Consider the following 14931-nt stretch of genomic DNA (forward strand, 5'->3'; position numbering starts at 1 on the left):
AGAAATGTTTAAAATTTTAGTCGTAGATGACGATTCTGGACTGCGACTATCAGTGAAATCCACACTTCAGGCCACCAAAAGATTTGAAGTCGATGAGGCTTATGATGGCCTCGATGCCCTAGAAAAAGTGAAGTGTCAGAATTACAATGCCGTGCTCCTTGATGTGGATATGCCAAGAATGTCGGGAGTGGAGGCACTCAGAGCAATAAAGGAACACGACCCCTCTATTATCGTGTTGATCATGACAGCCTACGCAACCATTGATGATGCCGTAAAATCTGTCAGAGATGGCGCCTATAACTACGTTTCCAAACCCGTCAAGGGAGATGAACTGACCCAGATGGTAGACAGGGCGATTCGAGCCCATGAGCTTATCTCTGAAGTGGCAAGAAGTGCTCCCATTCTCCACGAGGCAGGGCGCAAAATCGTGGGCAATACAGCTCAAATGCAGAAGGTATTTAATATTATTCTCCGCCTCTCGAAGGTGGAAACACCCGTGCTCATTCGGGGTGCTTCGGGCACAGGCAAGGAACTGGTCGCTCGGGCTATTCATTGCAACGGAGGAAACAAAGATGGCAAATTCGTCGCCATCAATTGTTCAGCAATTCCTGAAAATCTATTTGAAAGTGAATTATTTGGCCATGAGAAGGGTGCCTTTACCGGGGCTGAACAGCGCAAGATAGGGAAATTTCAATTTGCTGAAGGAGGAACTCTTTTCCTCGATGAAATTGGTGATATGCCCCTCTTGATGCAAGTCAAACTTTTGCGCGTGTTGCAGGAAAAGCTATTTACTCCTGTGGGATCCAATCGAGAAATTGAAACCAATGTCAGAATCATCGCGGCAACTAACCGCCCTCTAGAAGAGATGAATAAAAATGGTTCCTTTCGGGAAGATCTCTACTACCGGTTAAATGTCATGCCGATTTTTCTACCTTCTTTGGCTGAGCGACGCGATGATCTCGATCACCTCATCCATACTTTCATTAAAAAATTCAATTTGATTCAAAAGAAAAAGATTATTGGAATTACACCCAGCACTCTCGCCGCCTTAAAAAGATATGATTGGCCAGGAAACATTCGAGAATTGGAAAATGTTATCGAGCACGCCTTCATTCTTGAAGAATCCAACCATCTGACAATTGGTTCTTTGCCAGAGTCGTTTCTACGCTCCACTGGCATTCATTTGGAAAATCTCCTTTCAAAGAGTTTATCGAGGCAAGATTTGGCAGACGAGGAATCTGAAGAGTTTTTTGACCTCGATAGCCTCGACGATGGAGAGGCAACTGGAATTGAAAATGAAGAAGTACACCTGCCTGGAGGGTCCGCTCTCGATTTTAATGTTCATAAAGAGGCTTTTGAGAAGGAATTCATTGTGAAAGCTTTGAAGGCTTTTAAGGGACGAATTAACCAGACTGCCTTGCATGCCAACATTCCGAAAAAAACGCTGCTACGAAAAATAGAAAAATACGGAATTGTAGCAAAGGATTACGCTTAGTATACGACGCAGGAGACTTTGATAAGAGATTGTCGGCCAAACTTTAAACGCTGGCATCCTGCCATTCTTGTCAAGAAAGAAGAACTTATGGGAATTAATAATTTTTTCTGTTTTCAGTTCTCACTTCTTTCCATTTGAATGACCAGAAGATTTGTCCTAATGTATATCGTCCATGGCTACATCAAGTGCTCCCCCACAAGCTTATACGCGCGAAACATTAGCTCAGGCTTATATCTGGCTGAAATCTCAACCAGAATCCATTAAGGACCGGGCTAAGAACGCTGACTCTCTGGTAAGTCTTTATTTACATGCCTGTCGGCATGGTCTCGACGTTTTTAAGGAAACCTCTTCGTCCTCAGCAGATGCCCCTCGCTCGACAGAAAACTTCAGAAATACGCTCAAGGATTTAAGCGAAGGATTTCGGCAATTTGACGAACCTGCCGAGGCTCCTGCCAAAATCAGCCATTTAAATGTAGCACCCGCGATGCCCACTTCCGTACCCCATCAAACTCCCCCTTCCGTCTCAACTGAAGCAAATGTCCGTCCTCATCCAGAGACAAATACTCTTCACGGAAACAGAAGTTTTGCTCAGGATAGAACCGGTCCGGTCCCATCTCAACAAAGAGGTCCGACGTCTTACCAGCCGAATCATTCTTCAGACGAAGAAATGATGAATCAACAACAGGTCCGAGTTCATCAACAACAGGCTCCCACTCAGACTCCACAGCAACCAAGGGACCCCCTTTCCAACCTATCGCGCCTACCTCCAAGATGACGAATGGGCTCGTCAGACCGGACACTCTGTGTCACTCGACCCTCCATTTCCGCCTTTTGCAAATCCGGCCAGCGAACTGACAGTCGATTCGAGAAGTCATGAAATACTCAGGCGCGTGCGCAGAAAGATGAACCTGAGTTCAGAAAATGAGGCGCTCAGGATGCTCATCAGCCTTGGATTCGAAAGACTTCGAGATATTGTTCCCTAGGATTTTTGCTTGCGACTATTTGGAGCCCTCATTGCGGGGTCTCACTTATTGACAAGGCGCGTTTTGTGACCTAGGTTTGGCGAATTCAATGAGGAGCAGCATCGCCGTGGCAGATAACTTCGCAGATCATTATAAGAATTCTATTCACCTTCCAAAAACCAGTTTTCCCATGAAAGGGAATCTTCCGCAAACTGAACCACAAAAAATAGAAGATTGGGCCCAGATTGGTATTTATGAAAAACTCATCAAGCGCAATGAGGGACGACCACTGTTCGTCATGCCTGACGGTCCTCCCTATGCAAACGGATCTCTTCACTTGGGACATGTTCTGAATAAAGTTCTCAAGGATATTGTTATTAAATTTAAAAATATGTCAGGTTATCAAGCGGCCTTCATTCCAGGCTGGGATTGTCACGGTCTGCCGATCGAACTCAACGTCACAAAAAAGCTCGGAGACAAAAGAGCTCACATGTCAGATGCCGAGGTTCGCCAATTGTGTCGGCAGGAAGCCCTTAGTTGGGTAGAAAAGCAAAAAAAGCAATTCGTGAGACTCGGAATTCTTGGTGATTGGGACCACCCCTATCTCACCCTGCAACCGAAATACGAAGCCGAAGAAGTGCGAGTCTTGGCGCAAATTCTAGAAAATGGAGTGCTTTATCGCGGAGAAAAGCCAGTCTATTGGTGTCCCGCTCTTCAGACGGCCCTGGCCGCAGCCGAAGTCGAATACCTCGACCACAAAAGTCCCTCGGTCTATGTCAAATTTTCCCTTGAAAATGAGAGTGACCTTAAAAAAATTGGTTGCCCTCAAAAACCTGTGTCCTTTGTTATCTGGACAACCACTCCTTGGACTCTGCCAGCCAATTATGGAATCTGTGTTAACGCCAGTTTTGATTATGGATTATTCGACAGCGGCTCTGAGTTATTGATTATAGCCGAAGAGTTACAAGGTGATTTTGAGAAGAACACCGGTCTTTCATTGACAAAAACAGCCAGTTTTAAAGGTATCGATTTTGAATTGATGAAAGCCCGTCACCCATTTATGGGAAGAGACTCATTGATTATGATCGGAGACCACGTCACTCTCGATGCTGGAACCGGTTGCGTTCACACGGCCCCTGGACATGGTCTGGAAGACTACCAAGTTGGGTTGAAGTACGGGCTCCCGATACATAGCCCAGTTGATAAATCTGGCCGATTTACTCAGGATGTCGAGCAGTACAAGGGCATCAAAATCTGGGAAGGAAACAAACTGATTGTTGCAGATTTAGAAAAATCGGGTCACCTTCTGGGCTACAAAGAAATCAGCCATAGCTATCCCCATAACCCACGATCAAAAACGCCTTTGATTTTTCGCTCTACGCCCCAATGGTTTATTCGCCTGGACGACGATAAATTTCCGGTGAGAAAAATGGCTCTGGCTGCGGCCGAAAGAGATATTCAATATTTTCCAAGCTGGGGAAGTCAGCGTCTGATCTCGATGATAGCCAACTCCCCTGACTGGTGTCTCAGTCGTCAGAGAATTTGGGGAGTTCCAATCCCCGTCTTTTATTGTACACAATGTGAAGAACCTTTGGCAGATCCAGCAGTCGTGCGTCGAATTGCCGACCAAATGGAACAGTCAGGTGAAGGACTCGAGTCTTATTACCGCCTTCCCTGCTCAAGCTTCACAGCTGGCAAGAGGTGCAACAATTGTGGGAGCGAGGAATTTGCGAAGGGCCAGGATATTCTCGATGTCTGGTTTGACAGTGGAGTCTGCCATTCGGCAGTTCAGCGCAGCCGAGAAAAAATGGCTTTCCCTGCTGATATTTATCTGGAAGGAAGCGACCAACACAGGGGTTGGTTTCAGACAAGTCTCATATCCGCCATTGCTTCAGTTGGAAAGACCCCTTACAAGGCCCTCATCACTCATGGCTTTGTCACGGATTCTTCCGGGTATAAGATGAGTAAATCAGAAGGCAATGTCATTGATCCCTCTGAAGTCATCAATAAGGCCGGAGCCGAAATACTGCGATTGTGGGTGGCCCATGAAGATTATGGTCAGGACGTCAATGTGGGCGATGAAATCTTTCAACGAGTCACCGAAACCTATCGCCGTTTTCGAAACACCTTTCGCTTTATGTTGGGAAATTTGGATGACTTCAATTTTAATAAGGACGGTATCCCCTTTGAAAAGATGCCGGAGCTAGACCAGTGGGCTTTGGTCCGCTTGAATGATTTGATTAAAAGGGTGCAATCGGCATATGAAAATTATGAGTTCTACAAAGTCTTTCATGCTCTGAATAATTTCTTCACGACAGACTTGTCCGCAACCTATTTGGATATTTTGAAAGATCGACTTTACACCTGGAAAACTGATGGCCTGGGCAGAAGATCGGCTCAGACAGTTCTTTTTGAAATGACCGAAAAAACTCTCGTCATGATGGCCCCCATTCTCTCTTTTCTATCGGAAGAGGTTTATTCCCATTTTCCGGGAAAGACGAGTGAGAGCGTTTTTCTTTGTGAATTTCCGAAAACTAATCCACAGTGGAGCAAGCCTGGTATCGAGGCCAGGTTCCTCGATCTCCTCGAAATTCGCTCGCTCGTACAAAAGGTTTTGGAAGATCTCAGAACCAGTCGCGTTATCGGATCAAGCCTAGAAGCACAAGTGACCATCACCGCAGAGGGATCCCGCCTCGAAACTCTGAAGGCATGCATGAAGGACCTGAAGGAGTTTTTTATCGTTTCTTCAGTGACCCTCACCGAGGGTGCCGGACCCAAAGTCGAGGCTAAACGTGCCGAGGGAACCAAATGTTTGCGTTGCTGGCACTACAGCATTGATACTGGAAAGAATCTTAGTTTTCCGGGCACCTGTCCAAAATGTGTTGAGGCTTTAGGATGAAAATTGGCCGAAGATATTTTTTTTTGGCGGCTCTCGCTGGTGCTGTTGTTACTCTCGATCAACTGACCAAAATGTATATTCACACTCAGTTCTACCTCGGCGAAACAGTCCCACTGCTGGAAGATTTTTTTAACTTCACCTACGTAAGAAACACAGGAGCAGCCTTCGGTATTTTTCGGGATGCACCGGATTCCTTTCGAGACATTTTTTTTCTGTCGATGCCACCCCTCGCCATTCTTGTTATTCTTTCTATTTTATGGAATGTAGAGGACCGCGATCATCTCCAAATCTTCGCTCTCAGCAGTATTTTTGGAGGAGCGATCGGCAATTACATCGATCGCCTTCGATTTGGCTATGTTATAGATTTTCTCGATTTGCACTTTAAGCACATCTATACTTGGCCGGCATTTAATATTGCTGACTCCTGCATTGTCGGAGGAGTTTTCATTCTGCTACTTATTATGGTAAAGCAGTACGTTTCCGACCGCTCAAGAGCACGTGCTACTCAAAATGATATCCTCCCGAATTCAGCTTCTGACGTCCAAAAAGCAAATAAAACTACCTAGAGCGAAGGATCCGAAGTTTTGTATCCAGAAATTCATTTAACTTCTGAGTTTTCCCTGCCCACGTACCTGGTCACAGTCAGTTTAACCTACTGTCTGGGACTTTTGTGGTTGGTGAGGCGTGCAGCGCGCAAAGATATGGATCGAGCCACTTCCTTGGATCTTGCTCTTGCTGTCATGGTGGGAGGATTTCTTGGCGCCCGGCTGTTTCATGTCTTTTATGAATTGCCCGAGTACTACAGGGCACACCCGATAGAAATTTTTAAGTTTTGGAACGGTGGTTTTGTTTTTTACGGAGGAGCCTTTCTCGCTTTTGCCTCCGGATTTGCCTTGATAAAGTGGAAGCGGCAACAGGCAGGTCCTTGGGCAGATCTCTTTGCTCCCGTGGCTGCCTTGGGATACGCACTCGGCCGTATTGGCTGCCTTCTTAATGGGTGTTGCTACGGAAAATATTGCGATCTCCCCTGGAATATCAATGGCCGCCACCCCGCCCCAGCCTATGCAACTCTTTTGGAATTTTGTATTTTGGGGATCTTGCTTTTTTGCGAACGAATACAGTCCAGGTCACCCAAAACGTGGCTATCACTCAACCAACCTGGTCGACTTTTTGTCCTTTGGATGGGACTTCATGGAATCAGTCGCCTCTTCCTGGAATCTGTAAGGGCCGACGAAAGGGGCCCCTCACTGATTTTCGATCTCAGTATTTCATCATGGATAAGTCTCATCTTTGTCGGATTCTCCGTTGTCGTTTTCTTGAGAGACTTTATTCTCAATATGAGATCATCAAGCGTCTCCATATAATTTCGTCCCCATATGACTCATATATGTCTGTCGATTTCATTTACGAAAAATCACAACTAGACGGTTTTCTCCCATTAGCATCCCGTTGATTGCTTAGCTATGGCACTAGAATTGAAGCTTGTCTTCTCCAGGGACCAGGGGAGGGCTCGATGAAAGGCAGACGGATCTTTGCAATACATCTAATAGCCATCCTGCTACTTATTTCTGGCTCATTATTTAATTCTTGTTCAGACATCAAATTTTCGGGTGCTCAATTCACAAACACAGATCCCGATCAAACGGGAACTGACCTTGGAGATCGAACCTGCAGGGGCAAAGAATGCGAACCATGCTATGAAAGTTTCTCTGCCAACTGCGAAGACCCAAAAGTTCCTGTTCCACATGAAACCTCCTATACCGTCCCGGTCTCCTCCTCAAAGGTAGATATTTTAGCTGTGATAGACAATAGCGGCTCCATGACAGAGGAGCACCAAAAGCTATCAGATCGACTTGAAAATCTCATTGATGTCTTAAATGCGGCTTCGATCGACTGGCAGATCTGTTACACATTAACTCACGTAACCAACCGCAGAAATGAAGTTCTCAGCGATGCGGGCGCCATTCATGACTGGTTCAAACGGAAAGCAAACAACAATGGGGATTTCGAGTCCACAGGATTGAGACTCCTAAGGAAAGACACGCCCGACTCTAAACGAATATTTTCGGATACGCTAGACACCATTGGTGTTTTTGATTCAGGTAGCGGCAGCGGTTCTGAGCAGGCTGTAGCAGCAGCTCGCTATGCGGTCGAACGACAGAGCAATGACATTTGCTTCCGTCCTGACGCAGCTCTTGCCATGATCACAGTCACCGATGAAGATGAACGAAGTTGCGGAGGACGTTGCCAAGTCACTCCGGATGAATTCGTGCCATTTCCAGGAAGACCCTTAATTGATTATACAGGACAGTATCGCCCCCTTACTGACATGGATAACCCCGAAAAGCTCATGAAGGATATTCAGGATAAATGGCCAGGCAAACCATTCACTGCTCACTCCATCTCCATTCTTCGGGGAGACAAAGCCTGTTACGACCAACAGGACGCAGATCACCCTGCCTTTTATGGCTATGTCTATCAAGCTTTGAGTGATCTTACAGATGGTATCAAAGGAAATATTTGCTCGAATGATTATTCATCACAACTCACCAGTATAGGCGAGCGAACAGTTAAGTCTCTCAATGCTCTTACGCTTGAATGTGCTCCCCAGTCGATCGAAGAACTCACAATCGATCCCAACAATGGGAACACCTGGACCCTCAGTGGAGACAAAATCTATTTTAATCCAGCTCTCACCGAGGGAACTAGGGTCTCAATCAAGTACACCTGTCTTGAATAAAAGAACTACTTCTTAGTAGCGCGATGATCTTCCGCCGCCACCACCGTAGCCGCCGCCACCGCTTCGGCCGCCACCGCCACCGTAGCCACCGCCACCACTTCGGCCACCGCCGCCCTCACGGGGAGCTTGAGGTTTTGCCTCACTCACATTGATCGCACGACCTGATTGCTCAGTGCCATTGAGTTTCGCGATGGCTTCTGATGCCTCACTGTCTGCTGACATTTCAACAAACGCAAAGCCTTTGCTACGGCCGGAATCCCGATCTGTAACTACTCGAGCGGACTCTACAGTGCCAAACTCAGAGAAGAGAGATGCCAAAGACTGGTCATCCATGTTATAGGACAGGTTACCGACATATATTTTTTTTCCCATTTAAGCCTCCATTGAAAGCTAGGGGCCATTCGCAAAAGACAATAGAACATCTAGTGAATTACGAGAACGGACATTGAACTCTACTAGAAACATGATTCGGGTAGGAAAGCCAGATAATTCTCCCCAATACCCTTTGTTCGACAGGAGAAATGGGTATCCCGCAAGACAAAAGTGTGGATATTTCAAAAAATGGGATCCATTCGAACCCAGGCTCCTCTTGACAGTCTACGTCTCTCAAAGGAAATTGCACAGCATAAATCTATTCCATTCTCCTGAAATCGCAAGAAGGAGGCCTTTGTTATGCGATTTATACGGAAAACAAGCGCACTCTTTCTAATCGTCCTTTTCATTTTTGGGTCTTCCGTCGGATTGGCCCACAGTCGCCGTATGGGGGCAGATCTCGGCATCGGATGGAGGTCTGACTATGGACTTTTGGGGCTTGGTGGACGTTACTTTATTGCTGAAACCCAAGATTTTCATTTGACCGCCGGATTTGATGTCATCGGCCTTATTTTAGGTCTCGGATCTCGACGTTATTTTCAACCCAACCATACACATTGTTTTTTTATGTTTGAATGTGAGCCCCGGTACTTCATCGGCGTAACGCTCCTTAAGGCAAATGGTGCGAGCATTTCCATAGAGGGGGACGGCTTAAATGGAAAATACAGCGAAAGCGGCGGGTATGGAGCTAATTTCAGCACGGGGTTTTACGACACTTTTGGAGAGTCCTTCACGATGGGGTTAGAAGTGGGATACCGCTTGTGGCTTGATCGACCTACCATTCATTTTGAATCCGGCACCTATCTTAAAAAACACCAGAATTCGTTGGAAGAATTTCTTGATGACTCTTTTACAGCTAGCCTAACTTTTGGCTGGTCATTTTTGTGATGAGGCATAATTGCTTTTCCTATGAAATCTGCTCGGCAAGTGAAAATATAGATAGTTTAAGTTCATGAGGCATTTATGTGATCGAAATGGCTCTTAGTTTCTCATAAATCTCATTCGCGGTTTCTGCCAATGAAGGACTAAACTCCGCAGTTATATCTGCTTTGCGCATCTCGAACAAATATTCCCCATCAAATGAGATTTCAATATGTTCGCAGAGATGTTTCCATATTGATTTGGAATTTCCACAAAGATCCTCATAACATACAAAAAGTAGCCTTCCATTTTTTCGCTCAAAGTTTGTTTTCAACAGATAACTATGTATGAAAATCCACTGCTCCAACCAATAATCCAAACTATCTTTATTTCCATTTGGTATGGAAGACGGATCCACAACAAACGGTCTTTGGTCAATTCCAAATTCATGGTGGGCTAACCAGCTCATATATTTTTCTATAAATGCATTTCGAGATTGAAGCTTAATTAAATTTTGATGTTGTGTTAAGAGCGAAAAGGAATGCTGGATCGGCTGTCGAAATGGAATGAGAATTGAGGCGTTTGGAAAGGCGCTATGAAGAGTCTTCAGCCTCAAAATGTTATTATTATTCTTCGAGAGGTATCTGTCTGTATTGTATCTTAGCCTGATTAAAGCAACGTATACCCTGAAAAGTTGAACCAGTTCTGAATCCGGAACATGAGGAACGAGTCTGTCCTGAAAAATATAGTTTTTTCCCGCAAAGGCTCGCCAAAAAACTTCCTCCAGAGCTTCAGGGCTATCGCAATCAATTATTAATCCATCTCCGTGGATTCTCATCTGTTTTTCAATTTGCCTCTTGGAGAAATTCCCAATCTTGGCCCACAAATTGGGAGCCAATACGAAGGGCATATCTTTGTAAGTAAGAGAACAAAATTTCTCAGATCCGTAAATTGCCCTCATTAAAATGGTAGATCCAGATCTTGCAAGGCCGCTCACAAAAACATGGTGAAAATGGGACTCTCTGTTAAATCGACATTCGTTTGCAAGTCTTTCCATTTCAAATGAAGCCTGGATTCTTGCTGGTGAATTCAAGGCCCAACGATGCAGCCATTTCGATGCTAAGCTATAAGACATTGTACAACCCTATTTTCTACCGTCATTTAGAATAGGAAAAGGCAAAATCTGAATACTGATTGCTGGGTTTTAATTAAACCGTTCGCCTAACTCTCACCTTCAACTGAAGGATCATTGGTCTTCCTCCACTTACTTTTAAACATTCTTTTTATTGGGTAGTAAATAACAACCACAAATGTGAGAAATATCGAAGCTATAGTTCCAAAAACAAAGCCTAAAGTACCCACTCCAATGCCTGGTCCCAAATAGCCCTCGGCTGGCAGGATCAATAGCAAAGACGACAAAATAAAAAGTACCTTTTTCATGTTACCCTCCTTCACATTGTTGATAAGCTAACTGGGAGACAATCTGATTTCCCAACTTCGAATCGATCATTCTACTTCCATTTAAAACATAAATCGTTCCGTTAGAAGCTCTGTTGACAAAGCTCCAAACGACTTCCCCATTCTTGCTAGTTCGCAAAAGCCTACCGTAGTTTTGTTCCTCAACAAAGAGATCGCCATTGGAAAGGATTTCTGCAACGCCTTCTGTTTTGGTCTTTACTTGATTTAAACTTAATGCATCGTTATAGCGCTTTGATAGCTTATCGGTTTTAAAATCGTATTCAATAACTTCATTGTATCCACTTACAAGAAAGGTTGATTTGGTCTCAATAATATTATTATTAAAAATTGAAATTCGAGAGGAGTCTAAAATATCGACGTCGTGCTGCCCATTCCATGGCCCTTGCCGATGCCAAACAATTTTGTTTGTGCGCGGTCGATACAGAACGATCATGGATAAATTCCTAAAGCTAAGAAAAACATCCCCCTTTTTCCAATACTTGCTATCCTCTTTCACGGGTTCAACATCATTCAAGTGAATAGGATCGTCTGTCGCCCTTCCCGCAGCATAAACCAAATAAGCGAACCCGTTATCGATCAGTATTTGCGCCACTGATTTTTCAAAAATAATCCTCCCTTCCCTTGATATTTTTGAAATTGAATTGTCTTTGAAATTGCTCCCTGTCCCTGGAATTGAACTAGGAAAAATATGACCTGGTGTCCAAATGTTGCCATCCCAATCGAATTCCAAGCTATGATGAAAAATTCCGTTTATAGTCTGGATATTTTGGCTGCACCAATTGACTCTAAATATGCTGGAACCATCATGAAAATAAAGTGACCCGTCAAAGGCCAATAAGGGACTATGCATCCGCATTGCGGAGGGATGAAAACGACTAATGTGATAACCCACGTCATCGTTGAAATGCCCTATTTTTTTAAGGATATTGAAGTCCGGCCGCCAAGCATGCACTATCTCTTGCTTATTGAGGTCAACCAACTCAACCACGCTACTCGACCGATCTCGATCATACCTACTCAAGAGCAAGTAGCCAGCCTCAGAATTGCTGGCTTGCGGATATGCAAAGAAAAAGCCTCCCTTACCTTTAAATCGCTGCTTAAAAGGGAGAAACATAGAGGAATGGCCTTCGCTCATTTCAATCCAGGGATTGGGTCCCACCAGTTTAGACAGGTTTGATGGAATTTCGGCAAATTCCAAGGCTATCCTGGCGGCTCTCCCATAGTTAGAACCCTCAGCCAATATCTTTTTGATCCAGGCCCCGTAGGAAATCAGCAAAATGAAACCAATAATAACCGTAAGAATCAGTTGCCATAGTTCAAGCTTTTTGAACAGAAATCGCTCCACTCAAGGACCTCCCAACTGAATCTGCTACCTCTCCTGTTAATATGACTTTGAATGTTATGAACCATTCTTCTATTCATCACTCACTTCAACACGGACTTGTGCGTACTGGCAATATACGGGTTGCGAGCATGTAGCCACACCAATTGCACCGCGAGAAAGGGTTTTCCTAGCCAATTTTGGTCACACTGTGTGCCCTTTTTCTTTTAATGGGCCGTCTCGACGGCCCATAAGGCAATATATGCGATCTCATTTGGTACATTTACTGAATTCTCTCTTGGTGATTTGGACCGCCGTCTCTTGGAGAGAGGTCTCTATCGACGCTTTAAATTGTGTTTTAAGTGGCTTATTGGAGCTACGGGAGAGAGTAACCATGCCTTCACAAGTGAGAACCGTTCTTGGGAGAACCCTTCTTTCTTTTGCTGTCTCTATCCTTACCATAACGGTCTTTGTGGGTTGCGGTGGCAAAAGCAAATCTGGCAGTCCGGCACCGGCACCAGCCCCAGCACCAACTACCACTTGCGCCACTGGACAAATTTGGTCTCCCCAACACAATGCTTGTCTCCAACAATGTGCCCAAGCTGGATACGGACTAGATCCAGCGACCAACCAATGCGTTTATGTTCAGGGTGGGGTCACCGGAAATAACTCATCCTTTACAAATATTTGGGGCGGAAGAATGATTATCACTGACCAAGAGCTTTACCGCGAATTCCTGCGCGACTATGCACGCGTGTGCGATCCCTATATTGGGTGGAATTGGGGTTCCTATAGCTGTGAAGCCTGGGACAGCGTAGGAAGTTTCAGTTTGGTCTCTCTTGGAACAAGTCTGCCTGTTTATGGGGCTGCGACTATTTATGCCTACAATGATTACTCGCCTGGGTATTATGTTCCGATTTCTATCAATGGAAACTTTGAACCCATTAATGACAATACCGGATTCGAACTGCGCCGAACGGGTTATGGCGGAACACCAAGCTACAATAATCTTTTGAGTGTCCAGGCCGACCCAGGAAAATTGACAGATTCAACGCTATATATATACCTCTTATATGACGGTTATGAGTTTGCGAGAATTGAAGCGAAGAAATAAGGATTGCTTGCAACGGAGCGCGCCATCTGCCACGTCCAATTTTTTCAGTTCACCTAGGTCATGAGGAGAAGTTCAGGATTTTGGCGCTGTTTGTTTCAGCCAATGGTATTATCTGTCAAGTGAATCTCAAAAAAAACAAATCACTCGACCAAAATCAAAAAAGCCATTGACCCTAGGCCCAATTAAAAGTTCAATTTCTATACTTAATAAATTCACCAACCTAGTTTTTCAACGGGAGTAATTCAGAATGAACAAAGCGCAACTTATCGAAAGAGTCGCTGCCGACACACACATGACAAAAGCTCAAGCTGAGCGTGTTTTGGATACCACCATAGACACAATCAGAAAGTCTGTTAAAAAAGGCGATGATGTAAAGCTTGTTGGCTTTGGCACTTTCACGAAAACCAAGCGCAAAGCCCGCGTCGGCCGCAATCCACAAACTGGAAAAGCAATTAAAATACCTGCTGGCTGGTATCCTAAGTTCCGTCCTGGTGCTGAGTTTAAAGAATCCATCCGCTAGTTGAATCTCATCTTATCAACTGAAAAAAGGCCAATTTTGACATCAAATTTGGCCTTTTTTTTCCTCTTTTGATCTTTTTAAAAAAGTTTAACTTTTTTTTGACAAGAAAATGATCCATATTGATCGTCTATGCCAACATTTAATTCTTCCAATCTAAAAAAAATAGGCGTCTTCACAAGCGGTGGCGATGCGCCTGGAATGAACGCTGCCATTCGCGCCGTCGTTCGTTCCGCAATAGGTTCAGGAATTCAAGTCGACGCCATTTACCAGGGCTACAAGGGAATGCTAAATGGTGATTTTGAAACGCTCGGACTTCGTTCAATGGCAAATACAATTCAGCGAGGTGGGACTGTCATTAAAACTGGGCGCTGCATGGAATTTCATCGACCGGAGGAAAGGCGCCGTGCGGCTGAAAATCTTCGGCAAAGAGAAATTCAGGCCCTTGTCTGTATTGGTGGCGATGGTTCCTTTACAGGCGCCCATGCCTTGTGGGTTGAGCAAAAAGTTCCCTATGTTGGAATTCCTGGAACGATTGACAACGATATCTTTGGTACAGACCTGACGATTGGATTTGATACGGCGGTCAATACGGCCCTTGAAGTCATTGATCGAATCCGTGATACAGCTGCAAGTCATGATCGACTGTTTATTGTCGAGGTCATGGGGCGTGACTCAGGATACATCGCTGTTGATGTAGGCATTGCTGGAGGAGCGGAGGGCGTTTTTATTCCAGAATCCCCTTTGTCTGTAGATTCTGCGATCGAAAAAATAAGATCTGGAATCAAAGCAGGAAAGACTTCAAGTATTCTTGTTGCAGCTGAGGGGCAAAAGCCAGGCCGCGCTTACGATCTTGCAGAAGCGATCCGAAAAAAATCTGGATTTGAAGCTAAGGTTTGCATCCTGGGACATATCCAGAGAGGTGGCGCCCCCACAGCAGTCGATCGAATTCTAGGAAGTCGTCTTGGTGCTCAAGCGGTCCATAGCCTTCGCCAAGGGGTCTGTGATATTATGGTGGGAATTCAGGCTGGACAGATAATCGAAAGGGAGATGGCCAAATGCCTGGGACAAAAAAAAGCTCTCCCACCGGGAATTCGTGGTTTAGTTGATCAACTCTCTCATTAGCTACCTGAAGAGGGTCGTAACAACAGCAATGACAATGACACACATG

The 14931-nt window shown here is 44.9% G+C and carries 14 protein-coding genes; 10 read left to right on the forward strand and 4 right to left on the reverse strand.

The window, feature by feature from the left end:
- The first annotated feature begins 4 nt into the window (after nucleotides 1-4).
- From IPJ71_14385 to IPJ71_14410, 6 genes are all read left to right on the forward strand, one after another.
- A complete protein-coding gene (locus IPJ71_14385; protein ID MBK7844850.1) occupies nucleotides 5-1495 on the forward strand; it encodes a sigma-54-dependent Fis family transcriptional regulator in 1491 nt (496 codons plus the stop codon).
- Nucleotides 1496-1667: 172 nt separating this feature from the next.
- Nucleotides 1668-2270 (forward strand): hypothetical protein, encoded by a 603-nt coding sequence (locus IPJ71_14390; GenBank protein ID MBK7844851.1) that lies wholly within the window; start codon nucleotides 1668-1670, stop codon nucleotides 2268-2270.
- 314 nt (nucleotides 2271-2584) lie between these two features.
- Nucleotides 2585-5356, forward strand: coding sequence for an isoleucine--tRNA ligase (gene ileS / locus IPJ71_14395; protein MBK7844852.1), 2772 nt, complete (start codon nucleotides 2585-2587; stop codon nucleotides 5354-5356).
- Between the two features lie 2 nt (nucleotides 5357-5358).
- Nucleotides 5359-5922, forward strand: a complete 564-nt coding sequence (gene lspA / locus IPJ71_14400) for a signal peptidase II (protein ID MBK7844853.1) — start codon at nucleotides 5359-5361, stop codon at nucleotides 5920-5922.
- 18 nt (nucleotides 5923-5940) lie between these two features.
- Nucleotides 5941-6720 (forward strand): prolipoprotein diacylglyceryl transferase, encoded by a 780-nt coding sequence (locus IPJ71_14405; protein MBK7844854.1) that lies wholly within the window; start codon nucleotides 5941-5943, stop codon nucleotides 6718-6720.
- 149 nt (nucleotides 6721-6869) lie between these two features.
- Nucleotides 6870-8096, forward strand: coding sequence for a hypothetical protein (locus tag IPJ71_14410; protein MBK7844855.1), 1227 nt, complete (start codon nucleotides 6870-6872; stop codon nucleotides 8094-8096).
- A gap of 12 nt (nucleotides 8097-8108) precedes the next feature.
- Here the strand turns inward: IPJ71_14410 and IPJ71_14415 are convergent, their stop codons facing one another.
- The gene (locus IPJ71_14415) at nucleotides 8109-8468 is read right to left on the reverse strand and encodes an RNA-binding protein (protein ID MBK7844856.1); all 360 of its coding nucleotides are present in this window, start codon (nucleotides 8466-8468) and stop codon (nucleotides 8109-8111) included.
- Between the two features lie 300 nt (nucleotides 8469-8768).
- Between IPJ71_14415 and IPJ71_14420 the strand changes: the two genes are divergently transcribed.
- Nucleotides 8769-9356: a hypothetical protein gene (locus tag IPJ71_14420; protein ID MBK7844857.1), complete on the forward strand. Its 588-nt coding sequence runs from the start codon at nucleotides 8769-8771 to the stop codon at nucleotides 9354-9356.
- Nucleotides 9357-9429: 73 nt separating this feature from the next.
- On the opposite strand, the gene IPJ71_14425 is transcribed toward IPJ71_14420, so the two are convergent.
- The 3 genes from IPJ71_14425 to IPJ71_14435 all read right to left on the reverse strand — a co-directional run bounded on the left by IPJ71_14425 (nucleotide 9430) and on the right by IPJ71_14435 (nucleotide 12153).
- Nucleotides 9430-10464 (reverse strand): sulfotransferase, encoded by a 1035-nt coding sequence (locus IPJ71_14425; protein MBK7844858.1) that lies wholly within the window; start codon nucleotides 10462-10464, stop codon nucleotides 9430-9432.
- 86 nt (nucleotides 10465-10550) lie between these two features.
- Nucleotides 10551-10769 (reverse strand): hypothetical protein, encoded by a 219-nt coding sequence (locus IPJ71_14430; protein MBK7844859.1) that lies wholly within the window; start codon nucleotides 10767-10769, stop codon nucleotides 10551-10553.
- 1 nt (nucleotide 10770) lies between these two features.
- A complete protein-coding gene (locus IPJ71_14435) occupies nucleotides 10771-12153 on the reverse strand; it encodes a hypothetical protein (GenBank protein MBK7844860.1) in 1383 nt (460 codons plus the stop codon).
- 370 nt (nucleotides 12154-12523) lie between these two features.
- Here IPJ71_14435 and IPJ71_14440 point away from each other — a divergent pair, with 370 nt between their 5' ends.
- The 3 genes from IPJ71_14440 to pfkA all read left to right on the forward strand — a co-directional run bounded on the left by IPJ71_14440 (nucleotide 12524) and on the right by pfkA (nucleotide 14885).
- Nucleotides 12524-13243, forward strand: coding sequence for a hypothetical protein (locus IPJ71_14440; GenBank protein ID MBK7844861.1), 720 nt, complete (start codon nucleotides 12524-12526; stop codon nucleotides 13241-13243).
- Between the two features lie 247 nt (nucleotides 13244-13490).
- Complete coding sequence (locus IPJ71_14445) at nucleotides 13491-13763, forward strand: HU family DNA-binding protein (GenBank protein MBK7844862.1); 273 nt, start codon at nucleotides 13491-13493, stop codon at nucleotides 13761-13763.
- A 129-nt stretch (nucleotides 13764-13892) separates the two neighbouring features.
- Nucleotides 13893-14885 (forward strand): 6-phosphofructokinase, encoded by a 993-nt coding sequence (gene pfkA / locus IPJ71_14450; protein ID MBK7844863.1) that lies wholly within the window; start codon nucleotides 13893-13895, stop codon nucleotides 14883-14885.
- Nucleotides 14886-14931 lie beyond the last annotated feature (46 nt).

The organism is Bdellovibrionales bacterium, from assembly GCA_016714165.1.
GTDB lineage: Bacteria > Bdellovibrionota > Bdellovibrionia > Bdellovibrionales > UBA1609 > JADJVA01.

What these genes read in the sequence shown, in the direction of transcription:
- IPJ71_14385 (MBK7844850.1), top strand. Translation starts at nt 5, where the DNA reads ATGTTTAAAATTTTAGTCGTAGATGACGATTCTGGACTGCGACTATCA.
- IPJ71_14390 (MBK7844851.1), top strand. Translation starts at nt 1,668, where the DNA reads ATGGCTACATCAAGTGCTCCCCCACAAGCTTATACGCGCGAAACATTA.
- IPJ71_14410 (MBK7844855.1), top strand. Translation starts at nt 6,870, where the DNA reads ATGAAAGGCAGACGGATCTTTGCAATACATCTAATAGCCATCCTGCTA.
- IPJ71_14415 (MBK7844856.1), bottom strand. Translation starts at nt 8,468, where the DNA reads ATGGGAAAAAAAATATATGTCGGTAACCTGTCCTATAACATGGATGAC.
- IPJ71_14420 (MBK7844857.1), top strand. Translation starts at nt 8,769, where the DNA reads ATGCGATTTATACGGAAAACAAGCGCACTCTTTCTAATCGTCCTTTTC.
- IPJ71_14425 (MBK7844858.1), bottom strand. Translation starts at nt 10,464, where the DNA reads ATGTCTTATAGCTTAGCATCGAAATGGCTGCATCGTTGGGCCTTGAAT.
- IPJ71_14430 (MBK7844859.1), bottom strand. Translation starts at nt 10,769, where the DNA reads ATGAAAAAGGTACTTTTTATTTTGTCGTCTTTGCTATTGATCCTGCCA.
- IPJ71_14440 (MBK7844861.1), top strand. Translation starts at nt 12,524, where the DNA reads ATGCCTTCACAAGTGAGAACCGTTCTTGGGAGAACCCTTCTTTCTTTT.
- IPJ71_14445 (MBK7844862.1), top strand. Translation starts at nt 13,491, where the DNA reads ATGAACAAAGCGCAACTTATCGAAAGAGTCGCTGCCGACACACACATG.
- pfkA (MBK7844863.1), top strand. Translation starts at nt 13,893, where the DNA reads ATGCCAACATTTAATTCTTCCAATCTAAAAAAAATAGGCGTCTTCACA.